The sequence below is a fragment of the Bacillus sp. FSL H7-0578 genome, assembly GCF_038630855.1.
GTDB lineage: Bacteria > Bacillota > Bacilli > Bacillales > Bacillaceae > Bacillus > Bacillus safensis.
In genome coordinates, this window is the sequence record NZ_CP152045.1 from 621,915 (window position 1) to 645,934 (window position 24,020).

The window sequence follows — 24,020 nt, forward strand, 5'->3', positions numbered from 1 at the left end:
AGATGAGTAAATACTCATGAGCTTTGTTCGCTTTGATATTATCGCAAAAGTTGTGGAGCTTGGCAGTTTTACAGCAGCAGCTGAAGCATTAAATATGACGCAGTCAGCTGTCAGTCATGCAGTGGCGAATGTAGAGTCAGAGTGGGGCGTGTCTTTATTCATTCGTGACCGAAAAAAGGGCATTATGCTGACGGACATTGGTCAGACCCTTCTCCCGCATATTAGAGAAGTGTTAAATAGAGTGGAGAAAATCCAGCAAGAAATTGCGCTAACGAAAAATATTGAAACAGGTATGATTCGTATCGGCACATTTGCCAGTGCCTCTGCTTGTTTATTGCCTAAGCTGCTTGTAAGCTATCAGAAAAAACATCCAAAAATCGAATTTAAATTCTATGAGGGAACGTATGAAGAAATATTGGAGTGGCTGGATTCGGGCATCATTGATGTTGGATTTGTTGTGAAAGGCCATGCGGATGAAGCCTTTGATTTACTGCCGCTTATGAAAGATGAGATGGTCGTCGCCTATCACCCAAATCATCGATATGAACAGCAGCCCATTGTAGATATAACAGATTTGGCGGGTGAACCATTTATTATGCCGATTGGCATGTATCAATCACATGTAGAGGATATTTTTTCGGAGGCGCAAATGAAGCCAGCTGTTTTATTTGAAGTTCATGATTGTACGACCATTGCCCGTATGGTCGGGGAAGGGCTTGGTATCACAATAGGCCCTGAGTTATTTTTAAAAACGCAGCAGCTTGTGCATATTCGCCAGCTGAATATCTCTCATCATCGTGAGGTTGCGCTCGCCTGTCCGTCTCTCTCTCAAGCTTCTCCGGCAGTGAAAGAGTTTTTTCGTGTAGCTGAAACGGTTTTTGCAAAAGAGAAGGATTTGGGGAAGGGTGTATAAAGAACTAGATATGATTTTCCAAATTCGTGTAATAAGACGAATGAAGCGGACATTTCTTTGAAAAATGTTCGCTTTTCGTATTGTGTTTTAAAAATGAAGTTGGTACAATAGACACAGAAATCAAATAGATAGAAGTCGTATAATCGCGGGGATATGGCCCGCAAGTTTCTACCAAGCTACCGTAAATGGCTTGACTACGTCAATTCACACTCGTTTGATATAAATCATGCATTGTTCTTGTTTTATGTCACAGTCTGAATTCACATATGTAGTCAAGCGTCCCAAAACTGTTGGGGCGTTTTTTATTTGACTAGTGAATGGGGCAGGCTAAAGCAAAAGGACATGAAGGGAGTCAGTTGGCTTGAAACAGTTTTTTCAGTTTGATGAGTTAGGTACGAATTACCGCAGAGAAATCATCGGTGGTTTAACCACATTTTTGTCGATGGCTTATATTCTGTTTGTCAATCCGATCACACTTGCATTAGTGTCGGTACCGGATTTTCCAGATAAATTACGTATTGATCAGGGAGCAGTCTTTACAGCGACGGCGTTAGCTTCTGCTGCAGGGTGTATTCTGATGGGATTGATCGCCAGGTATCCGATTGCGATAGCACCCGGTATGGGTCTGAATGCGTTCTTCGCCTTTTCGGTTGTGCTTGGTATGGGCATCAAATGGGAAGCAGCACTTTCAGGTGTGTTTGTTTCAGGATTGATTTTCGTTGCTCTTTCTTTAACAGGTTTCCGTGAAAAAATCATCAATGCCATTCCGGCTGAGCTGAAGCTGGCAGTTGGTGCAGGTATTGGTTTGTTCATTACGTTTGTCGGTCTGCAAGGCTCTGGCATTATCGCCAATAATGATAATACGCTCGTTTCGATTGGAAATATTCATAGTGGTCCGGTTCTGTTAACGGTGTTTGGTATCGTAGTGACTGTTATATTAATGGTTCTTCGTGTGAATTCAGGTGTCTTCATTGGGATGCTTGTGACTGCTATTGCCGGGATGATTTTTGGTCTTATACCAGTACCGTCTCAAATTGTGGGCAGTATTCCAAGCTTGTCTCCAACCTTTGGTCAAGCCTTGATTCACTTACCAGAAATATTCTCCATTCAAATGCTTATTGTGATTTTAACGTTCCTTTTCGTTGGATTCTTTGATACAGCTGGTACGCTTGTGGCTGTGGCAACACAGGCTGGTTTAATGAAAAATAATGAGCTGCCACGTGCAGGAAGAGCACTCTTGGCGGATTCTTCTTCAATCGTTGTAGGTTCTATTCTTGGTACATCTACAACAACGTCTTATGTTGAATCTAGCTCAGGTGTTGCTGCTGGTGCGCGTTCTGGTTTTGCAGCTGTCGTCACAGGGATTTTCTTCTTGCTGGCGATGTTCTTCTCACCGCTTTTATCCATTGTTACACCTAATGTGACAGCACCTGCTTTGATTATTGTTGGTGCGTTGATGGTTGCTCCGCTGGCGAAGATTGCATGGGATCGTTTTGAAATTGCGGTACCAGCTTTCTTAACGATGATTATGATGCCACTGACTTACAGTATTGCAACAGGTATTGCGGTTGGCTTTATTTTCTACCCGATTACGATGATCTTTAAAGGGAAAGCGAAAGAAGTACATCCAATTATGTATGGATTGTTTGTCATCTTTATTCTATATTTTGCTTTCTTAAATCATTAATTGAACATCTGAAACAGCAGCTCATGGAAGCTGCTGTTTTTTTGTTAAAAAAATCAAAACATAGTTGACTTATAGGAATTATGTGTTTATGATAAAAAGACATAATTCGCTGATTGGATCACCAAAGGCGCTTTGATTTCCTTTTTTAATAGAAGGTTTCAGGGTGCCTTTTTTTCTTGCAGACATTCAAAAGGGGAGGAGATGTCTTTTGTCACGCTGGCTTAGACAGGTGATTGAACGAAAAAAGCAGGTGCTGATTCAAAAGCTCCTTTTATGGGGGCATGAAGAAAAGCAGGAAGCGCTCATGCATTATACAATTCATGAGCTGGAAAATGAGGTTCTCTATTTAAAAGAGCGAAAACAAAAATAGGGGGATGAGCGATGGATGAACAAAAGCTGAATTATATTTTATCTGCCTTAAAAGGGATCGACTATGGATCAGTGGTCATCACCATTCATAATGGACATATTACACAGGTTGATACGACCAAGAAGACTCGGTTCCCCGCTCATCAGGAGAATCTCCGGGTCCAGCAAGGAAAGCGGAGTCAATATCGTTGACCATGAATTTCAACATTGATAAAAAGCTGATGGAGGCCGTCAGCTTTTTTGTTTTGTCTTATTTTCTCTCCATTTTAAAACCTCTGCTGCCTTTTATCCGTCTATTCGTATGAACGTCAAGGAATCTTGACTGAATAGAGAGACTCCGCTACTTTAAGAGGAGTCATCCGAACAGTTCATGCACTTTTAGCACTGTAAGGATTGGATAGGAGTTGATATGAGATGTTAGAGAAAGATCAAGATCAGGGGACATCTGAAAAGAAAAACGAAGAGTCATCAATAGATCAAGAAACAAGGCAATCCCGCCTCAGCCGCAGCGCTGCAAAACGAGGAAGAACCTCAAAAACAGCGGATGATGAGCGCCCAGCTATCCAGCGTATACTGCAAGGTGTAGGAGGCGCGTTTAAGCGTTATGGTTCATATGGACTGGCGATGTTAAAATCACCGAGCCAGGCCATTAATCAAGCGGAAACATTGCGTATGAAGTACGCCTGGATCTCGATTGTGTTATTCAGCGTGTTTTTTGCTTTAGGCAACTATGTTCAATTAAAGGCGTCAAAGACCCGTTTATTAGGCTTTGGCATTCATTATTCTTTTGGCGACGCCTTTTTGAGAGTGGCAGTCTTTACACTCATTGTGTTGACATTGATGATGCTTACCGTCTGGCTGCTCGGAAAGTACATGCTAAAAGGCAACATATCACTGAAAGAAGTGATCATGAAGTTTGGTGCTGCGCTTGTGCCGGTTTTGGTTTTATCCATCCTTTGGCTTGTATTTGCCATGCTGAATATTCCATATGTGACCGTCATATTATCCGTGATGATGTTTGTCGGTCTTCAGTTGATTGCGGTCGTGCTCTTTCGCTCGATTCAGTCGGAGCATGATGCCGAACGAGGAGATTTGATGTATGCGGGCTGGGTCTTTTTATTGGTTGAGCTTGTCATTATTGCGCTGCTCTGGGGCATAGTCGGGGAGTATTTGATTCCATCACTTGTTCCTGTTCGATTTGGATAAAAACACACTGAAAACCTCCTTTTTTGAAAAAGGGGGTTTTCATGTTGAGAAGTGAAAAAAACGGGTAAACTCTTGGTAACAAACACCATCCTTGTTGTCGAAAGATATATGTGTTTTGATCGCGTAAATTTGATTGTATCAAGGTATGTTCTCTAGTAGAATATGGGGTGCTTTATTTGATTTTTTAGTGCAGGGGGTTCGAATCGTGCTTCAACAACTTTTATCCAATGCGTTCACCATGGTTTTAATCATTTTAGTGATTAATATTGTTTATGTTTCTTTTTCCACCATGCGTTTAATTTTAACGATGAAAGGCAGACGGTACGCAGCTGCTTTTGCGGGTACGATCGAAATGCTCATTTATGTCATTGGGTTAAGTATCGTTTTAGATAACTTAGATCAAATACAAAATGTCATTGCGTATGCGCTAGGTTATGGGATGGGGATCATTGTCGGGATGAAAATTGAAGAGAAGCTGGCACTTGGCTACACAACTGTTAACGTGATCACAAAAGAATTGGATGTCGATCTCCCAAGACAATTGAGAGAAAAAGGATATGGTGTCACCAGCTGGGTAGCAGGCGGTCTTGAAGGAGACCGGACAGCATTGCAAATTTTAACACCGAGAAAATATGAACTGCAATTATATGAAACGATTAAGACGCTGGATTCAAAGGCGTTTATCATTTCATATGAGCCCAAATCGATTCACGGCGGCTTCTGGGTGAAGGCTGTGAAGAAAAGGAGAATTAAAGAATGACCGCAAAACCAAAGAAGAAAAAATTCTATGTGGAAGACAACATGACGATTGATCAAGTGTTGTCCCAGATGGCAGCGGAAGGCTACTCGCCTGTCCGTCGAATGGAGGAACCGATTTTTCAAGAAAAGAAGGAAAATGGGTCGATTCAGATCATTCCGATTGGGAAAAAAATCGTATTTGAAGGAAAAATAGTCTAAATCCGAACATTAAAACGACGACTTCATAGATTGTTCGATAAATCCGTTGACATCATGAACATCCGTTGTTAAGATAAACATGAAATCAAAACACGAGCCTCATATAATCTTGGGAATATGGCCCATAAGTTTCTACCCAGTTACCGTAAATGACTGGACTATGCAGGATAGTGAACAAAACTGACATGGCGTTTCAAAAGCGAACAGCGCTTACCATGGCCCGGTTTGTGTTGCTTCCTAACATTGCAATACAGACCGGGCCTTTTTGTTCGGCGTTTGACAAGCTGCTTAGGTTTGGGAAGCGTGTCAAACGATACAAAATCGAATAACAGCTTAAAGGTGGGGACAAAATGAAGCCGCTTGTAGGTGTCATCATGGGAAGTACATCTGATTGGGAAACAATGAAAAATGCGTGCGACATCTTAGAGGAATTAAACATTCCGTATGAAAAACAGGTAGTATCCGCACACCGGACACCTGACTTGATGTTTGAATATGCGACTGAAGCAAGAGGTAAAGGACTAAAGGTCATCATTGCCGGTGCTGGAGGCGCAGCACATTTACCGGGGATGGTCGCAGCAAAAACGACACTGCCGGTCATTGGTGTGCCTGTACAATCAAAGGCACTAAACGGGCTGGATTCCTTATTATCCATCGTTCAAATGCCAGGCGGTGTACCAGTTGCTACAGTAGCCATTGGCAAAGCCGGTGCAACAAATGCAGGCCTTCTTGCCGCACAAATGATTTCAGCATTTGATGAAACGATCGCAGCTCGCCTTGAAGAAAGAAGAGAGCAGACAAAACAGACTGTACTAGAAAGCAGTGATCAGCTTGGCTAAGCAGACCATTTTTCCAAACGCAACCATCGGGATCATTGGCGGCGGACAGCTTGGCAGATATATGGCTGTCAGCGCAAAGCAAATGGGGTACCGGGCAGCAGTTCTAGACCCAGTCACACAATCTCCTTGCGGACAGGTTGCCGATAAAGAAATCACAGCCGCATATAGTGACCTTGAAGCGATTCGAAAGCTGGCAGACATCAGCGATGTGGTGACTTATGAGTTTGAAAATATTGATTATGATGCACTCAATCAGCTGAAGGAAGAAGCCTATTTACCACAAGGAAGCGACCTTCTCCTTTTAACTCAAAATCGTGAGACCGAGAAAAAAGGAATTGTAGACGCAGGCTGTGAAGTAGCGCCTTACCGCATCATTCATGATGAAAAAGAGCTGGAAGACGCAGTGGACGTGCTCGGTTTGCCAGCCGTGCTGAAAACATGCAGAGGCGGCTACGACGGAAAAGGACAGTACGTCATTAAAGAAAAAGGACAGCTTCAGGAAGCAGCTGCACTGCTCACACATGGAACTTGTATTTTAGAAAGCTGGGTTCCATTTCAAATGGAGCTCTCGGTGATCGTCACTCGTTCTGTTCATGGAGAGATTTCAGTATTCCCAGTCGCTGAGAACATTCATAAGCATAATATTTTGTTCCAAAGCATTGTGCCTGCAAGGGTAGAGAACCGCATTCAGGAGAAGGCGAAAGAATTGGCAACAACACTAGCTGAAAAGCTGGGGCTGGTTGGTACTCTTGCTGTAGAACTGTTCCTGACAAATGACGGAAAGCTGCTCGTCAATGAACTGGCACCGCGCCCGCATAATTCTGGTCATTATACACTCGATTTATGTGAGACAAGTCAGTTTGAACAGCACGTCCGCGCTATATGTGGTTTGCCGCTTGGCGGTACAGCCCTTTTATCAGAGGGAATGATGGTGAATTTATTAGGCGATGAAGTGGACATTCCAAAAGAGCATCCTGAGCTTCTCAAAGAAGCGAAGCTTTATCTATATGGAAAGCATGAAGTAAAAGCCGGCCGCAAAATGGGGCATATGACGTTTATGAAACAGCTCGATGATGAGTGGATGACAAACATCACAAAGATATGGACTGAAAGAGATGGAGGAAACGGGAAATGATCGAACGTTACGCACGACCAGAAATGTCAGCAATCTGGACAGAGGAAAACAAATTTAATGCATGGCTTGAAGTAGAAATTCTCGCTTGTGAAGCTTGGGCAGAGCTTGGCGTCATTCCGAAAGAAGACGTTGTGACAATGCGCAAAAATGCAAGCTTTGATATTGGACGTATTTTAGAGATTGAACAAGACACGCGCCACGACGTGGTTGCCTTTACGCGTGCTGTCTCTGAATCTCTAGGAGAAGAAAGAAAGTGGGTTCATTACGGATTAACATCGACAGACGTAGTGGATACGGCGCTTTCATATCTATTAAAACAGGCGAACGATATCTTGCTCAAGGACATTGAGAGATTTGTTGACATACTAAAAGAAAAAGCAAAAGAGCACAAATATACGGTCATGATGGGCCGTACACACGGTGTACACGCTGAACCGACAACATTTGGCCTGAAGCTTGCTCTTTGGTACGAAGAAATGAAGCGTAACCTAGAACGTTTTAAACAAGCAAAAGCTGGCATTGAATATGGCAAAATCTCTGGAGCTGTTGGCACATATGCGAACATCGACCCGTTTGTTGAGCAATATGTATGTGAGAAGCTTGGCATCAAAGCTGCACCAATTTCAACCCAAACCTTGCAGCGTGACCGCCATGCAGATTACATGGCTACTCTTGCTTTAGTCGCAACGAGCATTGAGAAATTTGCTGTTGAAATTCGTGGTCTTCAAAAGAGTGAAACACGTGAAGTAGAAGAGTTCTTTGCCAAAGGACAAAAAGGGTCATCAGCGATGCCGCATAAGCGTAACCCAATCGGTTCTGAGAATATGACGGGAATTGCCCGCGTGATCCGTGGATATATGCTGACAGCTTATGAAAATGTACCGCTTTGGCATGAGCGTGATATTTCTCATTCATCTGCTGAGCGCATCATTTTACCAGATGCAACGATTGCACTGAACTATATGCTCAACCGTTTCTCAAACATCGTGAAAAACTTAACGGTTTTCCCTGAGAACATGAAACGCAACATGGACCGCACCCTTGGCTTAATTTACTCACAGCGCGTTCTTCTTGCATTAATCGATACAGGTATGGCACGTGAAGAGGCATATGACACGGTTCAGCCAAAGGCGATGGAAGCGTGGGAGAAGCAAGTGCCGTTCCGTTCATTAGTAGAAGCAGAAGAAAAAATCACGTCACGTTTAACACCGGAACAAATCGCTGACTGCTTCGATTACAACTATCATTTGAAAAATGTCGATATGATTTTCGAACGTCTAGGTCTTGCGTAAGAAATGGGCCGCCTGCTTGCCAGGCGCCTAATCCTGAAAATTGCCAACATTCAAATTAGGAGGCCAACCTGAATGACTGTGAAACAAGAACTTCTCTACGAAGGCAAAGCGAAAAAAATCTATCAGACCGATGACGAGCATATTTTATATGTCGAATATAAAGACTCAGCTACAGCATTTAACGGCGAAAAGAAAGCCGAAATCGAAGGCAAAGGCAGACTGAACAACGAAATTTCGAGCTTAATCTTTCAAATGCTGCATGATAAGGGGATCAACAATCACTTTGTGAAACGTCTTTCTGAAACAGAGCAGCTCATTCAAAAGGTGCAGATTGTTCCGCTTGAAGTGGTTGTACGAAATGTAGTGGCAGGCAGTATGTCAAAACGCCTCGGCATTCCAGAGGGAACGAAACTGGACACACCTTTGATTGAGTTTTACTACAAAGATGATGCGCTCGGTGATCCGCTCATTACAGAAGATCATATCCGCATTTTAGATGCAGCGACACCAGAGCAGGTCGAGGAAATGAAACAAATCACAAGACAAGTGAATGAAGAGTTAAAGCAAATCTTCTCAGACTGTCATGTGAATTTAATTGATTTCAAGCTTGAATTCGGAATAGATCACGAGAATCGTATTTTGCTAGCTGATGAGATTTCACCTGATACGTGCAGGCTTTGGGACAAAGATACAAACGAAAAGCTTGATAAAGACGTGTTCAGACGAAACCTGGGCGGCTTAACGAATGCATACGAAGAAATTTTCAAAAGACTTGGAGGCCATAAACATGTATAAAGTGAAAATTTTTGTCAGCTTAAAAGAGAGCGTTCTTGATCCACAAGGAAGTGCCGTGCAGCACGCTTTGCACAGCATGTCTTATCAGGAAGTAAAGGATGTCCGTATCGGGAAATACATGGAGCTTGTCATTGAAAAATCAGATCGTGATTTAGACACAGTCGTCAAAGAAATGTGCGAAAAATTACTTGCCAACACGGTGATTGAAGATTACCGCTATGAGGTGGAGGAGGTTGTCGCACAGTGAAGTTTGCAGTGATCGTCTTGCCTGGCTCTAACTGTGATATCGATATGTACCATGCGATTCAAGATGAGTTAGGTGAACAAGTTGAATATGTATGGCACGACGAAACGAGTCTTGACGGATTTGACGGTGTACTCGTACCAGGCGGTTTCTCTTATGGGGATTACTTAAGATGTGGTGCGATCGCCCGCTTCTCAAACATCATGCCGGCGGTGAAAAAAGCAGCTGAGGAAGGAAAACCTGTTCTTGGTGTTTGTAACGGGTTCCAAATTCTTCAGGAGCTAGGCATTCTTCCGGGTGCGATGAGACGAAATAAAGACTTGAAATTTATCTGTCGTCCAGTTGAACTCATTGTAGAAAACAACGAAACGCAATTTACAAGCGGTTATCAAAAAGGCGAATCCATTACGATTCCTGTAGCGCACGGTGAAGGCAACTTCTACTGTGATGAAGACACTTTAGCGAAGCTCATTGAACGCGGCCAAATCGCTTTCACTTACGGAGACGATATTAACGGCAGTGTGAATCGTATTGCAGGTGTAACGAATGAAGAGGGCAATGTACTCGGCATGATGCCGCACCCTGAGCGCGCGGTTGATTCATTACTAGGCAGCGCAGACGGACTTAAATTGTTTCAATCTATCGTGAAAAATTGGAGGGACACTCATGTCACTACTGCTTGAACCAAGTCACAAGCAAATTAAAGAAGAGAAATTGTATCAGCAAATGGGATTGAGTGATGAAGAATTCGCTTTAATCGAATCCATTATTGGCAGGCTGCCAAACTACACAGAAACGGGCATTTTTTCTGTCATGTGGTCAGAGCATTGCAGTTATAAAAACTCAAAGCCTGTTTTAAGCAAATTCCCGACAAAAGGAGAGCACGTCCTTCAAGGTCCTGGGGAAGGCGCTGGGATCGTTGATATTGGAGACAACCAAGCGGTTGTATTTAAAATCGAATCACATAACCATCCATCTGCGATTGAACCGTATCAAGGAGCGGCGACAGGTGTCGGCGGAATTATCCGTGATGTATTCTCCATGGGTGCGCGTCCAATTGCTGTATTAAACTCTCTTCGTTTTGGTGAACTGACTTCACCTCGCGTGAAGTACTTGTTTGAAGAAGTAGTGGCAGGGATCGCAGGCTATGGAAACTGTATCGGAATTCCAACAGTCGGCGGAGAGGTTCATTTCGATCAAAGCTATGAAGGCAACCCGCTCGTAAATGCAATGTGTGTTGGATTAATCAACCATGAAGACATCAAAAAAGGGCAGGCCAAAGGTGTCGGCAACACGGTCATGTACGTTGGTGCTAAAACGGGACGTGACGGAATTCACGGTGCAACATTTGCATCTGAGGAATTTTCTGATGAATCAGAAGAAAAACGCTCAGCAGTTCAAGTCGGTGATCCGTTCATGGAAAAACTGCTGCTTGAAGCGTGCCTTGAAGTCATCAAAAACGATGCACTCGTTGGAATTCAGGATATGGGAGCGGCTGGCTTGACAAGCTCAAGTGCGGAAATGGCGAGTAAAGCAGGTTCTGGTATCGAGATGAATCTAGATCTTATCCCGCAGCGTGAAACAGGCATGTCAGCATACGAAATGATGCTGTCTGAATCTCAAGAGAGAATGCTTCTGGTCATTGAAAAAGGCCGTGAACAAGAAATCATTGATATTTTTGAAAAATACGATCTTGAAGCGGTATCAGTCGGTCATGTGACAGACGATAAAATGCTTCGTTTACTTCATCAAGGTGAAGTAGTATGTGAGCTTCCTGTTGATGCACTTGCAGAAGAAGCGCCGGTTTATCACAAGCCATCAAGTGAGCCTGCATACTATCGTGAGTTTTTAGAAACAAAAGTTGAAGCACCTGCTATCAAAGATGCAGCCGAAACGTTAAAGCAGCTTCTCCAGCAGCCGACAATTGCAAGTAAAGAATGGGTTTATGACCAATATGACTACATGGTTCGGACAAATACAGTCGTTGCACCAGGCTCTGATGCGGGCGTTTTAAGAATCCGCGGAACGAAAAAAGCCCTTGCGATGACAACCGATTGTAACGCACGTTATCTGTACCTTGATCCAGAGGTCGGCGGGAAAATCGCAGTCGCAGAAGCAGCACGTAACATTGTGTGCTCAGGCGCTCGTCCGCTTGCAGTAACAGATAACCTGAACTTCGGTAACCCAGAAAAACCAGAAATTTTCTGGCAAATTGAAAAATCTGCTGACGGTATTAGCGAAGCGTGCCGCAAGCTAAGCACACCAGTTATCGGTGGTAACGTCTCTTTATATAACGAATCAAATGGAACAGCCATTTACCCAACACCAGTCATTGGGATGGTTGGTTTGGTGGAAGATACAGCTCATATTACGACGCAGTCGTTCCAGCAGGCTGGCGATGTGATTTTCGTCATTGGTGAGACGAAGGAAGAATTCGCAGGCAGTGAGCTTCAAAAGATGACAGAAGGCCGTATTTACGGAAAAGCACCAGAAATTGATTTGGATGTAGAGCTCACTCGTCAGGAAGCCCTTCTTGCTGCGATTCAAAACGGACTTGTTCAATCAGCACACGATGTGTCTGAAGGCGGTCTTGGTGTTGCACTTGCTGAAAGTACATTTGGAACAGATGGTCTTGGCGCTCATATCCAAATTGATCTAAACAGCGAAGCTTCATTATTCAGTGAAACACAGTCACGTTTTGTCGTCACAGTGAAACCAGAGCATCGCGAAGCGTTTGCTGCGGCTGTCAAAGATGCGATAGAAGTTGGAACGGTCACAAATGATGGGGTATTCACTGTCAAAAATCAAGAAGGACAACAATGGATTCATGCAGCGGTCAACGAGCTTGAACGCGCATGGAAAGGAGCGATCCCATGCTTGCTGAAATCAGAGGCTTAAACGAAGAGTGTGGCGTCTTTGGGGTTTGGGGACACGAAGAAGCCCCGCAAATCACATATTACGGATTGCATAGTCTTCAGCACCGAGGACAAGAGGGTGCGGGAATCATTGCAACAGATGGTGAAAACCTGACGGCACATAAAGGCCTTGGACTGATTACGGAAGTCTTTCAAAACGGTGAGCTAAAGGATTTGAAAGGAAAAGGTGCGATCGGACACGTTCGGTATGCGACAGCAGGCGGAGGCGGCTTTGAAAATGTGCAGCCCCTCTTCTTCCGCTCGCAAAACAACGGCAGTCTTGCCCTTGCTCATAATGGGAACTTAGTGAATGCAACGCAATTAAAGCAGCAGCTAGAGAACCAGGGGAGTATATTCCAAACATCTTCTGACACTGAGGTGCTTGCTCATTTAATTAAGCGCAGCGGCTATGTTGAATTGAAAGAGCAGATCAAAAATGCCCTGTCCATGCTTAAAGGCGCATATGCTTTCTTAATTATGACGGAAACAGAAATGATTGTGGCTCTTGATCCGAACGGCTTACGTCCGCTTTCACTTGGTATGCTTGGTGACGCATATGTTGTTGCTTCTGAAACATGTGCATTTGATGTTGTCGGTGCCACGTATTTACGAGATGTGGAGCCTGGAGAAATGCTGATCATTAATGATGAAGGCCTGAAATCTGAACGCTTCTCCATGAACATTAACCGCAGCATGTGCAGCATGGAATACATTTATTTCTCAAGACCTGACAGCAATATCAACGGCATCAACGTGCATAGTGCGAGAAAGAACCTTGGCAAAAAGCTTGCCGAGGAAGCGCATGTCGAAGCAGATGTCGTGACAGGTGTACCAGATTCGAGTATTTCTGCAGCGATTGGATATGCCGAAGCAACAGGTATTCCATATGAGCTCGGTTTAATTAAAAACCGTTATGTCGGACGGACCTTTATCCAGCCGTCTCAAGCATTGCGTGAGCAGGGCGTGCGCATGAAGCTGTCAGCTGTGCGCGGGGTCGTCGAAGGAAAACGTGTCGTGATGGTCGATGATTCCATCGTACGCGGAACTACGAGCCGCCGCATTGTGACGATGCTGAGAGAAGCGGGTGCGACGGAAGTCCATGTACGCATTAGTTCACCGCCTATCGCACATCCATGTTTTTATGGAATTGATACGTCCACACATGAAGAGCTGATTGCTTCTTCTCATTCAGTGGAAGAAATTAGACAGGAAATCGGTGCAGACTCCATTGCATTTTTATCTGTAGACGGTTTAATGGACGGGATTGGCAGGAAGTATGATGATCCGCAGCGCGGTCAATGTTTAGCATGCTTTACTGGGAAATATCCGACTGAAATTTATGAAGATACTGTTCTTCCGCATGTGAAGGAAACAGCACTGACGAAATAATCGAATAAAGGAGCAGCAGTCAAGATGATTTGATATGCTGCTCTTTCATTCTGCTGAAAATAAATGGAAGAGAAGCAGCTAAAAGGAGTGAATGGGATGTCAGAAGCATATAAAAACGCCGGTGTCGACATCGAAGCAGGATACGAAGCCGTCAAACGAATGAAAACACACGTGGAACGTACAAAAAGAGCAGGCGTCATGGGTGCTCTAGGCGGATTTGGCGGTATGTTTGATTTATCTGAGCTGCCATACAAAAAGCCCGTTCTTGTCTCAGGAACAGATGGTGTCGGAACAAAATTAAAGCTTGCCTTTTTAATGGATCAACACGATACGATCGGTGTTGATGCCGTGGCAATGTGTGTGAACGATGTGCTGGCACAAGGGGCAGAGCCGCTCTTTTTCTTAGATTACCTAGCAGTTGGTAAAGCAGATCCGATAAAAATTGAATCAATCGTCAAAGGTGTGGCTGACGGCTGTGAGCAGTCTGGTTCAGCGCTTGTCGGCGGAGAAACAGCAGAAATGCCGGGTCTTTACACAGAAGATGAATATGATATTGCTGGTTTTTCAGTAGGCGTCGTTGAAAAGGATGAAATCGTGACAGGAGAGAGCATCAAAGAGGGGCACTTGCTTATCGGACTCAGCTCAAGCGGAATTCATAGCAATGGGTACTCTCTCGTTCGTAAAGTATTGCTGGAAGACGCTGGTCTGGATCTGCATCAAACGTATGAACCTTTTACAAGACCGCTTGGAGAAGAGCTTCTTGAACCGACCAAAATTTATGTGAAGCCTGTTCTCAAACAAGTGAAAGCCGGCAAGATTGACGGCATGGCACATGTGACAGGCGGCGGCTTTATTGAAAATTTACCGCGTATGCTGCCTGAAGGGCTTGGCGTTGAGATTGATAACGGCTCATGGCCAGTACCGCCAATTTTCTCCTTTATTCAAGAAAAAGGACAGTTAAAGGCTGAAGAAATGTTCAACGTGTTTAATATGGGCATTGGTTTTGTCTTAGCGGTAAAAGAAGATGACCTTGTCGAAGTGATCAGAGGACTTGAAGAAGACGGAGAGAAAGCATTTCTCATCGGCCGTGTTCAAAAAGGAGAAGGTGTCACATTCGGCGGTGGAAGCCTCTCATGAAGAAGTTTGCGATCTTCGCCTCTGGAAGCGGGACGAATTTTCAAGCCATTATGGATACATTAAAAAAAGAACAGTGGCAGGCAGAGGCCGCCATTGTGATTTGTGATAAACCGGGTGCAAAGGTGCTGGAGCGTGCTGAGAAAGAGGGCATTCCCTCCTTTGCCTTTACCCCGAAGGCTTTTCCGAATAAAGCCGCTTTTGAACAAACGATCATTGAACAGCTTAGGCTGCATGAAGTGGAATGGATTTTCCTTGCTGGGTATATGAGACTGATTGGTCCGACATTACTTGAAGCATTCAGAGGGAAAATTGTCAATATCCACCCGTCCTTGCTGCCAGCCTTCCCAGGACTGGATGCCATTGGACAAGCCTATCAAGCAGGCGTCAAAGTGGCAGGAATCACTGTCCATTTTGTCGACGAAGGTATGGATACCGGCCCGATTATTGACCAAGCCGCGATTTATATCGAACAAGGGGAAGAGCTTGAATCGATTGAAAAAAGAATGCATGAACTAGAACACACACTATATCCAAAAGTGATCAAATCACTTTTAGAATTATCTTAATGAGGTGACGAAGGCATGACGATCAAACGCGCATTAATCAGTGTTTCCGATAAAACGAATCTTGTACCTTTTGTGAAAGAATTAACAGAACTTGGCGTTGAAGTGATTTCAACTGGAGGTACACATAAGCTTCTTCAAGAGAACGGCATTGATGTCATTGGAATTTCAGAAGTCACTGGATTCCCTGAAATCATGGACGGACGACTCAAAACACTTCACCCGAACATTCATGGCGGACTTTTAGCAGTGAGAGAAAACGATGAGCATATGGCACAGATTGAGAAGCATGGCATTCAGCCGATTGATCTTGTTGTCGTGAATCTCTATCCATTCAAAGAGACGATATCAAAAGACGATGTGACGTATGAAGAAGCAATTGAAAACATTGATATTGGCGGACCGGGAATGCTTCGTGCAGCATCAAAAAACCACCAAGACGTAACCGTGATTGTCGATCCTCGTGACTATGATACAGTCATTCAGCAAATCAAAGACGGCGGCGTGTCACTCGAGAAAAAACGTGAGCTCGCTGCCAAGGTATTCCGTCATACGGCTGCATACGATGCTCTGATTGCGGATTACTTAACAAACTTTGTGGGCGAAACAGAGCCAGAACAGTTCACTGTCACGTTTGAGAAAAAACAATCCCTTCGTTATGGAGAAAACCCGCACCAAGCGGCGACTTTCTATGAAAATGCTCTTCCAGCCAAAGGTTCTTTGGCTACTGCAAAGCAATTACATGGAAAAGAACTTTCCTACAACAATATCAAAGATGCAGATGCCGCTCTCCAAATTGTACGTGAATTCACGGAGCCGGCAGCTGTCGCTGTGAAGCATATGAACCCGTGCGGCGTTGGCACAGGAGAAACGATTGCAGAAGCATTTGACCGAGCATTCAAGGCAGATGAAACTTCTATTTTTGGCGGCATTGTGGCACTTAACCGTGAAGTAGACAAACAAACGGCTGAGGTGCTGCATACGATTTTCTTAGAAATTGTCATCGCCCCATCGTTCAGCCAAGAAGCCCTTGACGTGTTAACGGCGAAAAAGAACCTTCGTCTATTAACATTAGATGTAGAAGCGGATCTCGGGAAAAAGGAAAAGCAGCTGACAAGTGTCCATGGCGGACTGCTTGTTCAGGATATTGACACGTACGGATTAGAGGAAGCAACCATCTCTATTCCAACGAAAAGAGAACCAACAGAAGACGAATGGAAAGACTTAAAGCTAGCTTGGAAAGTCGTCAAGCATGTGAAATCAAATGCTATTGTCCTTGCGAAAGATCAAATGACAGCAGGGATCGGTGCTGGTCAAATGAACCGTGTGGGCTCAGCTAACATTGCCATTGAGCAAGCAGGTGAAAAGGCAAAAGGAAGCGCACTAGGCTCTGATGCATTCTTCCCAATGGGCGATACAGTGGAAGCTGCTGCAAAGGCAGGCGTCACAGCGATCATTCAGCCAGGCGGATCTATTCGTGATGAAGAATCAATTCAAAAAGCAGATGAATACGGCATCGCCATGGTCTTCACTGGCGTTAGACATTTCAAACATTAAGGGGATGACAGTGTGAACGTACTAATTATCGGCAGAGGCGGAAGAGAGCATACCATCGCATGGAAAGTGAATCAAAGTGAACTTGTCAGCCAAGTATTTGTCGCACCCGGCAATGATGGAATGACAGATGCTGCGAAGCTTGTACCAATCGACGAAGGCGATCATGAGTCATTAATTCGTTTTGCAAAAGAAAACGAAATCGGCTTAACCATTGTCGGTCCAGAGGTTCCTTTAATCGCAGGTGTCGTTGATGCATTTGAAGAAGCAGGTCTAAAAGTATTTGGACCGAATGCAAAAGCTGCGGTCATTGAAGGCTCAAAGGAATTTGCAAAAGATTTAATGAAGAATTACGATATCCCGACGGCTGCTTACGCTGCCTTTACCTCGTTTGAAGAAGCAAAGGCATATGTGGAAGAAAAGGGTGCGCCGATTGTTATTAAAGCAGACGGGCTTGCCGCAGGAAAAGGCGTCACAGTGGCCATGACGCTGGAAGAGGCGGTCGATTGTCTGCATGATTTCTTAGAGGATGAAAAGTTTGGCGATGCAAGTGCATCTGTTGTCATCGAAGAATTTTTAACAGGCGAAGAATTTTCACTCATGGCCTTTGTCAACGGAGAAAAGGTGTACCCGATGGTGATTGCGCAGGATCACAAACGGGCCTTTGAAGATGACAAAGGGCCGAATACCGGCGGGATGGGCGCTTATTCACCAGTTCCGCAAATTTCAGATGAAGTCGTCCAAAAAGCGGTGGAAGATGTCGTCAAACCGGCAGCTCGCGCGATGGTGCAGGAAGGGCGTCCATTTACAGGCATTTTATATGCGGGCTTAATGCTGACACCAGAAGGCTCAAAGGTGATTGAATTCAATGCACGCTTTGGCGACCCTGAAACGCAGGTGGTTCTCCCTCGTCTTGAATCAGATCTAGTCCAAGTATTCCTCGATATTCTTGATGGAAAAGATGTGGACTTACAGTGGAAAGACACTGCGGCTGTCAGTGTGGTTCTTGCATCAGAAGGATACCCAGAAGACTATGCAAAAGGGACGCCGATCGGTGCCTTGCAAACGACTGTCACTGATGTAGTGACCTTTCACGCAGGAACAAAAAAAGAAAACGATCAATTCGTCACAAATGGCGGCCGTGTAGCGAATGTAACCGCATTTGACGACACATTTGAAGCGGCAAGATCAAGAGTGTATGAAGCGGTTGAAGAAATCATACAGCCAGGTCTATTTTATCGCCGTGACATCGGTGCCCGTGCGCTGAAGGCTGCAGGGAAAAACGTTTAATCAAAACACCTTTCTATCTGACGAGATGGAAAGGTGTTTTTTATTCATGAGAAGGGATGATGATTGAATATGAAGAAGTAGTATGGGATGACGAGTTTATGAGGAGGCAGCATGGTCATTCAAGGAATCATTCTATTTGCAATTGTGTTACTTATTTTATTTATACTGTTCTCCAATCTCATCATGTATGAAGCGAGAAAGCAAAACAAAGCCAAAAAAGGCTCAGCCATTAGGTATATGATCATGTCGATTTTTTCTGGTATCGTCATTGTTTCATTTTCCATTTGGATTTTTTTTATTAGCTGATTTATAAGAGAGGATGAGTATATGGTGCAATTGAAGGAACTTGCAAACGAGCGTTTTTCTGCCTCGATCTGTATTGATTCATTTAATGAGCGCATCCGTTTGGATGACTACAGCGGCAGGGTGAGGGATGTGATTCAGTCGGTTCTTCAGGAAGCGGCAGACTGCAAGGCTTCTAAGGTCATTGTGAAAGTCAGGCGTGAGCATATGCCTCTTTTTTTAGAAAACGGCTTTCGGCTTGAAGGCGTGTTTTCTCATTATTTCCTTGGAAGTGATGCGTACGGCATGTCGCTCTTTCTGACGGAGGATCGGATGAACAGCCCGTATTGGCTGAAGGAAGATGAAATTGTTGCGTCTATTCAGAAAAAGCCTCTCAAAAAAGACCAAGGCACTTGGCAGGATGAGTATGTGATGAGGAAAGCCGATCCGAAGGATATTCACAAGCTGGCAAAGCTCTATGATACCGTTTTTGAAACGTATCCTACGCCAATGAATGAGCCAGATTACATCCAAAAGGTGATGGAGGAAGGGACCGTCTTTTATGCCGTTGAACATGACGGGCACATTGTGAGTGCGGCATCCGCTGAAATCAATGCGCCGTATGGTCATGCGGAATTAACAGATTGTGCGACCCTTCCATCATACAGAAAACTAGGATTCATGCATCATTTGATTCTAGCACTCGAAAAAGAACTTCAATCCATGCACATCTATGTCTTTTATTCTCTCGCACGTGCACTGTCCTATGGAATGAACCAAGTGTTTTATCAGCTCGGCTATACGTATACCGGGCGTTTCCAAAACAACTGCTATATTTTTGACAAAATTGAAGATATGAATCTATGGGTGAAAACGCCGAATGAATCATGAAATGGTTCTCATCTGATCAAGCAGACCAGATAGGCGGTACGCCATGATACTGAGCTGCAGCTTCATCCGGTCATCCGTGGATTTGAGGCTGCAGCCTGTTCTCGTTTCAATTTGTTTTAAGCGATAGCTTAATGTATGCCTGTGAATAAACAATTCCCCCGCAGATTTTTGAATATTTTCATTGTGTGCCAAATACACTTCGAGTGTATGGATCAGGTCAGCCCCCTGTTTTTTCGTATAAAGCAAGGGACTTAACAGCTCCACGTAAAAGTCATGCAAATTCATACCCGCTTCATTCATTTCAAGCAGCATCCCGTATAAGCCGAGCTTCTGATAATGAATGATGCATTCGTCTGTCTTTAAAAGTGGAAGAAGCCTTGCTGCATACTGTGCTTCCTTCGCGCTTTTTGCAAAGAGACCGATTTGGTCATAGGCTCTCCCGATGCCAATCACAATCGGATGGACGGGAAAAAAATAAGACCAAGTGCTCCGGCACTCCTCTGCTGCACGATACCACTCTGCTTCTTGAAATGCTTTTTTTCCTGCTGGCGTAAGAACAAAAATGGAATCGAGCCTTGTTTTAAGTAAAAAAGGAATATGTCTGCGTTCAAATATCGACGTGAGCAATTGAGACAGGCGCTGCATCATTTGGTGATCGAGCTGTGTGTGCTGATGCTGAAATTGAAAGTAGATGACCACCTGCTCATCGCTCATATCGTATTGCAGCTTTGTTGCTTGTTCGACCACATAGCTTTCTTCTGTGTATTGCTGCTGCAAAATATCATCTAACAAATGACCTTGCATTTGGTTTTCTGTATCTTGAATGGCTTTTTGCTTCAGCCATTCAATCGCATACACCGCCCCGGCATGCTCGATGGCAATCGCGTCGAGATGATGCCACGCATCCTTTTTCTTTAAAGATACAATAAATCCGAAAATATCGCCCATCGCAATCACTGGACACGCAGCGAGGACAAACGCACCGCACGTGTCATAAACGAGCCTTCCTTTCTCCTCAGCCTGCTTGAGAAGAGGCGTCGTTTCGATTGGTTCATGATCTGTCAGAAAGCCAAAAGCAGGAGCGTACGTCACTTCATCTTTTATGAGATGAGCTGCTGTTTGATGTAAAAAAACATCAAGCACAACGATGTTCGCCGAAGTGAGGTGTGCCAGCTCATCTGTAATTTGTGTGACATTTTTATTGCTGACATTTAAATGGGTTAGTCTTTGGTGAATGGCTGAAGAATATTTAAGCTGATGGAGCTGGCTGCTGACGATTTGCTCTAGGACGGCTTTTGTAATGTCTGAGAAGTTGACATGTGAAGGAATCTCGATGAGTGGAATGCCGCTGTTTTTGGCAGCTTCGATCAGTGATGCCGGAATTTCCGTTAAGTATACGCCTTTATAAATCGCAATGGCCGATAGGCGTTGAGATTGAATCAGCTCCTCAAGCCGGGTGCGCCTTTCCTGATTGTCTGCAAGCCCAAAGCCGGTTGTGACGAGCAGTTCCCCTTCTGAAAGCCTTGAAGTATCTTCGATAATTTCCACGATGGTCACCCACTGAATGAGACGATCCAGTCCATTTTCCCCAGCAAGCAGCTTTGTTTCCTTCATGATATCGAGCGAGAGTGCATCTTTGACGAGAATCGCCATAGACTCATGACCTCCTTTTGAACACTCTTATACACGATGTATAAAAAATACGTGTGAAATTCGGGCATGTGGCGAATGGAGGATGACTGCCCTCTTGATTAAGCTAATCTTATAACAAGTATACAAAATTTTCTTGCGATTCATGAAAAAAGAAAGATGCAGCTGCTGACGAGAAAGGGAGGAATGACAAAGTGGAGACCCGGGATTACTTAATCAAACCGATGTTGAATCAGCATTATCCTGTGGCTGTGAAAGGAGAGGGGATTTATTTATATGATCGGGACGGGAAAAAATATTTAGACGGCTCATCGGGTGCTGTCACGGCGAGTATTGGACATGGCATACGAGACATCATTGATGCCATGACAGAGCAAGCGGAAAAGGTGAGCTTTACGTACAGATCACAATTCACAAATGAACCAGCAGAAGAACTTGCCTATGAATTGAGTACGCTCTGCCCAGGGAACCTGAACTGGTCTTTTTTTGTCGGAAGCGGATCAGAGGCAACAGAAACCGCCATGAAAATTGCCATTCAGCATTGGCAGGAGCAGGGGAAGGCTGAGAAGAATCACATCATTTCAAGATGGATGAGTTATCATGGCATCACACTCGGTGCGCTGTCGATGTCAGGGCATATTGCAAGGAGAGAGCGCTTTGAACCACTGCTCGAAAAACACCCGGTGCTGTCTCCGCCATACAGCTACCGTTCGTGGCTGCCAAAGGAAGAAAGCAAGCAGGTCGAATGGTATGTACAGGAATTTAAAACTGTCATCCAGCGTATAGGAAAAGAGAGGATTGCGGCTTTTATTGCAGAGCCGATTGTTGGAGCAGCGGGCGCGGCGCTTGTTCCGCCAGATGGATATTTTGCGGCGATGAAGCGAGTTTGTGAGGAAAACGATATTTTAATGATTGCAGATGAAGTCATGACAGGCTTTGGACGAACTGGGAAAATGTTTGCCATGGAACATTGGGGCGTCGTACCAGATATTATGGTACTCGGAAAAGGCATGAGCGCCGGCTATTCACCAATTGCAGCAGCTGTCTCAGCGGATCATGTGATTGCACCGATTCTCAGCGGTTCGGGCTCTGTGATGGCAGGCCACACTTATAGCGGCAATCCGCTTTCAGCAGCCGTCTCACTGGCTGTCATTCGATACATGAAAAAACACCAGCTTTCAGAACGGGCTGATCTGTCTGGCCGATATTTAATGAATGCTTTAAAGGATTTGCAAACAAAACATTCCATCATAGGGGATGTGAGAGGAAAGGGACTGCTCATTGGCATTGAGTTTGTCGCAGACCGATTATCGAAAACACCATTTCCTGCCCATGCTCAAATGACGCATTTAGTTGTGGAGACGGCCAAGCAAAATGGTTTGCTTGTTTACCCAGCAAGCGCTGGAGAGGATGGTGTGGGAGGTGCAGCGGTCATGATCGCACCACCTCTTTCCATTACGCAGCAGGAGATGGATGAACTGATTCATTTATTCGGGCAGACAATGACGCAGGTCGAGCAAGAAGTCATCAATCGAGGGTTTTTCCCATCTGCCATGTAGGGAGGAAAAATGATGAACAAAACAGCGAACTTTGATCAAGTCATCACGCATTTTAGAGACGGAATGACCATCATGTTTGGCGGCTTTGGCGGTGTGGGGTCCCCGCCATCATTGATCGATGCCATCCTAGAAGCCAATATCAAAGACCTGACATTGATCGGAAACGATGCAGGCTTCCCGCAAATCGGTGTTGGCAGGCTGATCACAGAAGGAAGAGTGAAGAAAATCATTGCCTCTCATATTGGCTCAAATCCAATTGCTGGGCAGAAAATGCAGGCAGGTACACTAGACGTTCTTTTTTACCCGCAGGGCATCCTAGCAGAAAAGATCAGGGCAGGCGGGATGGGTTTAGCGGGCATTGTGACAGATGTCGGCATGGATAGTCTCAATCTTGATGAGAAACAATTGGTTCAGCTGGATGGAAAGAAGTATATTCTTGAGCCTGCACTGACTGCGGATATCGCGATTGTGAATGCCCTCAAAGCAGATGAAGCAGGCAACCTGATTTTTGATAAAAGCGCGCGGAATACAAACCCGATTGTGGCGATGGCAGGAGACTGGACCATTGCGGAAGTAGAAGAGATTGTGCCTGTTGGTAGGCTTCATCCAGAGGAAATCGTCACACCAGGCGTATTTGTGAACCAGATCGTGCAATCAAAAGGAGTGAACTGGACATGGGCATGGGAGACATCGATTTAAGACACCGCATAGCCAAACGCGCGGCACAGGAAATTGAAGATGGGATGATCGTCAATCTTGGGATCGGCATCCCGACCCTTGCAGCTGAATACATCCCAGCACATTACGAGGTGTGGCTGCATGCAGAAAACGGCATTATGGGAGCAGGCGGTTCACCAGTACAAGGGGAAGAAGATCCGAATTTGTGCAATGCCGGCGGTTTTCCCATTACGTTAACAAAAGGCGGCTCATATATGGACAGCACAACCGCTTTTGGCATCATTCGCAAAGGAATGCTGGATATGACCATTTTAGGTGCACTTGAAGTCAGCAGTCATGGGGATCTTGCCAATTGGATTGTGCCAGGGAAACGAGTGCCGGGTATGGGTGGAGCGATTGAACTTGCGCAAAAAGCGAAAAAGGTGGTGGTCGTGATGAGCCACCTTGATAAACATGGACAATCTAAGATAAAAGCAGCCTGCACGCTGCCCTTAACTGCTAAGTCTTGTGTAGATCTGATTATTACGGATATGGCAGTCATTGAGGTCAAATCACAGCTGCTCATTTTGCGTGAAGTCATGCCGCCGTATCAGCCGGAAGATGTCATGAGGGCGACAGAGGCGCCGCTCATTTTAGCGCCTGATGTCAAATCTGTTGTGTAGAAAGGATGACCGA

The 24,020-nt window shown here is 44.8% G+C and carries 25 protein-coding genes and 2 riboswitches; of the genes, 24 read left to right on the forward strand and 1 reads right to left on the reverse strand.

The window, feature by feature from the left end; all coding sequences use genetic code 11:
- Positions 1–16 precede the first annotated feature (16 nt).
- From MHB41_RS03120 to ablB, 21 genes are all read left to right on the forward strand, one after another.
- Positions 17–913, forward strand: coding sequence for a LysR family transcriptional regulator (locus tag MHB41_RS03120; protein WP_340899241.1), 897 nt, complete (start codon positions 17–19; stop codon positions 911–913).
- 115 nt (positions 914–1,028) lie between these two features.
- A riboswitch (purine riboswitch) is annotated at positions 1,029–1,130 on the forward strand.
- Between the two features lie 144 nt (positions 1,131–1,274).
- Complete coding sequence (locus MHB41_RS03125; protein ID WP_056767517.1) at positions 1,275–2,600, forward strand: NCS2 family permease; 1,326 nt, start codon at positions 1,275–1,277, stop codon at positions 2,598–2,600.
- 208 nt (positions 2,601–2,808) lie between these two features.
- Complete coding sequence (locus tag MHB41_RS03130) at positions 2,809–2,970, forward strand: hypothetical protein (protein ID WP_166644707.1); 162 nt, start codon at positions 2,809–2,811, stop codon at positions 2,968–2,970.
- Positions 2,971–2,981: 11 nt separating this feature from the next.
- Positions 2,982–3,161, forward strand: a complete 180-nt coding sequence (locus MHB41_RS03135) for a YezD family protein (RefSeq protein ID WP_024424503.1) — start codon at positions 2,982–2,984, stop codon at positions 3,159–3,161.
- 222 nt (positions 3,162–3,383) lie between these two features.
- The gene (locus MHB41_RS03140) at positions 3,384–4,175 is read left to right on the forward strand and encodes a hypothetical protein (RefSeq protein WP_120208701.1); all 792 of its coding nucleotides are present in this window, start codon (positions 3,384–3,386) and stop codon (positions 4,173–4,175) included.
- A 205-nt stretch (positions 4,176–4,380) separates the two neighbouring features.
- A complete protein-coding gene (locus tag MHB41_RS03145) occupies positions 4,381–4,935 on the forward strand; it encodes a DUF2179 domain-containing protein (RefSeq protein WP_024424505.1) in 555 nt (184 codons plus the stop codon).
- Positions 4,932–5,132 (forward strand): NETI motif-containing protein, encoded by a 201-nt coding sequence (locus tag MHB41_RS03150; protein WP_012009137.1) that lies wholly within the window; start codon positions 4,932–4,934, stop codon positions 5,130–5,132. Before MHB41_RS03145 ends, MHB41_RS03150 begins: the two co-directional genes overlap by 4 nt.
- 79 nt (positions 5,133–5,211) lie before the next feature.
- Positions 5,212–5,313: riboswitch (purine riboswitch) on the forward strand.
- A gap of 169 nt (positions 5,314–5,482) precedes the next feature.
- Entirely contained in the window at positions 5,483–5,971 is a 489-nt protein-coding gene (gene purE / locus MHB41_RS03155; RefSeq protein ID WP_039183007.1) for a 5-(carboxyamino)imidazole ribonucleotide mutase, read from the forward strand.
- Positions 5,964–7,106, forward strand: a complete 1,143-nt coding sequence (gene purK, locus MHB41_RS03160) for a 5-(carboxyamino)imidazole ribonucleotide synthase (RefSeq protein ID WP_120208699.1) — start codon at positions 5,964–5,966, stop codon at positions 7,104–7,106. Before purE ends, purK begins: the two co-directional genes overlap by 8 nt.
- Entirely contained in the window at positions 7,103–8,398 is a 1,296-nt protein-coding gene (gene purB / locus MHB41_RS03165; protein ID WP_008355754.1) for an adenylosuccinate lyase, read from the forward strand. Before purK ends, purB begins: the two co-directional genes overlap by 4 nt.
- Positions 8,399–8,470: 72 nt before the next feature.
- Positions 8,471–9,193: a phosphoribosylaminoimidazolesuccinocarboxamide synthase gene (purC, locus tag MHB41_RS03170; protein WP_025092620.1), complete on the forward strand. Its 723-nt coding sequence runs from the start codon at positions 8,471–8,473 to the stop codon at positions 9,191–9,193.
- Positions 9,186–9,440 (forward strand): phosphoribosylformylglycinamidine synthase subunit PurS, encoded by a 255-nt coding sequence (gene purS, locus MHB41_RS03175; RefSeq protein ID WP_003214349.1) that lies wholly within the window; start codon positions 9,186–9,188, stop codon positions 9,438–9,440. The genes purC and purS overlap by 8 nt, the downstream gene beginning before the upstream one ends.
- Positions 9,437–10,120 (forward strand): phosphoribosylformylglycinamidine synthase subunit PurQ, encoded by a 684-nt coding sequence (purQ, locus tag MHB41_RS03180; RefSeq protein WP_024424510.1) that lies wholly within the window; start codon positions 9,437–9,439, stop codon positions 10,118–10,120. The genes purS and purQ overlap by 4 nt, the downstream gene beginning before the upstream one ends.
- Positions 10,104–12,335 (forward strand): phosphoribosylformylglycinamidine synthase subunit PurL, encoded by a 2,232-nt coding sequence (gene purL / locus MHB41_RS03185; RefSeq protein ID WP_120208697.1) that lies wholly within the window; start codon positions 10,104–10,106, stop codon positions 12,333–12,335. The genes purQ and purL overlap by 17 nt, the downstream gene beginning before the upstream one ends.
- Positions 12,311–13,741 (forward strand): amidophosphoribosyltransferase, encoded by a 1,431-nt coding sequence (gene purF, locus MHB41_RS03190; RefSeq protein ID WP_024424615.1) that lies wholly within the window; start codon positions 12,311–12,313, stop codon positions 13,739–13,741. The genes purL and purF overlap by 25 nt, the downstream gene beginning before the upstream one ends.
- 96 nt (positions 13,742–13,837) lie before the next feature.
- Positions 13,838–14,878 carry a phosphoribosylformylglycinamidine cyclo-ligase gene (gene purM / locus MHB41_RS03195; protein WP_024424511.1) on the forward strand — a complete coding sequence of 347 codons (1,041 nt, stop codon included), beginning with the start codon at positions 13,838–13,840 and terminating at the stop codon, positions 14,876–14,878.
- Positions 14,875–15,444 (forward strand): phosphoribosylglycinamide formyltransferase, encoded by a 570-nt coding sequence (gene purN / locus MHB41_RS03200; RefSeq protein WP_024424512.1) that lies wholly within the window; start codon positions 14,875–14,877, stop codon positions 15,442–15,444. Before purM ends, purN begins: the two co-directional genes overlap by 4 nt.
- A gap of 15 nt (positions 15,445–15,459) precedes the next feature.
- A complete protein-coding gene (purH, locus tag MHB41_RS03205; protein ID WP_070326827.1) occupies positions 15,460–16,998 on the forward strand; it encodes a bifunctional phosphoribosylaminoimidazolecarboxamide formyltransferase/IMP cyclohydrolase in 1,539 nt (512 codons plus the stop codon).
- A gap of 12 nt (positions 16,999–17,010) precedes the next feature.
- Positions 17,011–18,285: a phosphoribosylamine--glycine ligase gene (gene purD / locus MHB41_RS03210; RefSeq protein ID WP_024426696.1), complete on the forward strand. Its 1,275-nt coding sequence runs from the start codon at positions 17,011–17,013 to the stop codon at positions 18,283–18,285.
- A 111-nt stretch (positions 18,286–18,396) separates the two neighbouring features.
- A complete protein-coding gene (locus MHB41_RS03215) occupies positions 18,397–18,591 on the forward strand; it encodes a hypothetical protein (protein ID WP_024424515.1) in 195 nt (64 codons plus the stop codon).
- Between the two features lie 21 nt (positions 18,592–18,612).
- Positions 18,613–19,458: a putative beta-lysine N-acetyltransferase gene (gene ablB, locus MHB41_RS03220; protein WP_024426695.1), complete on the forward strand. Its 846-nt coding sequence runs from the start codon at positions 18,613–18,615 to the stop codon at positions 19,456–19,458.
- Here the strand turns inward: ablB and MHB41_RS03225 are convergent.
- Complete coding sequence (locus MHB41_RS03225; protein WP_024426694.1) at positions 19,453–21,111, reverse strand: PucR family transcriptional regulator; 1,659 nt, start codon at positions 21,109–21,111, stop codon at positions 19,453–19,455. The two genes, ablB and MHB41_RS03225, sit on opposite strands and share 6 nt — an antisense overlap.
- Positions 21,112–21,302: 191 nt before the next feature.
- Here MHB41_RS03225 and MHB41_RS03230 point away from each other — a divergent pair, with 191 nt between their 5' ends.
- The 3 genes from MHB41_RS03230 to MHB41_RS03240 are packed head-to-tail and all read left to right on the forward strand — an operon-like array spanning position 21,303 to position 24,007.
- Positions 21,303–22,667 carry an aspartate aminotransferase family protein gene (locus tag MHB41_RS03230; protein WP_024426693.1) on the forward strand — a complete coding sequence of 455 codons (1,365 nt, stop codon included), beginning with the start codon at positions 21,303–21,305 and terminating at the stop codon, positions 22,665–22,667.
- 12 nt (positions 22,668–22,679) lie between these two features.
- Positions 22,680–23,366 (forward strand): CoA transferase subunit A, encoded by a 687-nt coding sequence (locus MHB41_RS03235; protein ID WP_024426692.1) that lies wholly within the window; start codon positions 22,680–22,682, stop codon positions 23,364–23,366.
- Positions 23,342–24,007 carry a 3-oxoacid CoA-transferase subunit B gene (locus MHB41_RS03240; RefSeq protein WP_024426691.1) on the forward strand — a complete coding sequence of 222 codons (666 nt, stop codon included), beginning with the start codon at positions 23,342–23,344 and terminating at the stop codon, positions 24,005–24,007. The genes MHB41_RS03235 and MHB41_RS03240 overlap by 25 nt, the downstream gene beginning before the upstream one ends.
- Positions 24,008–24,020: the final 13 nt, after the last annotated feature.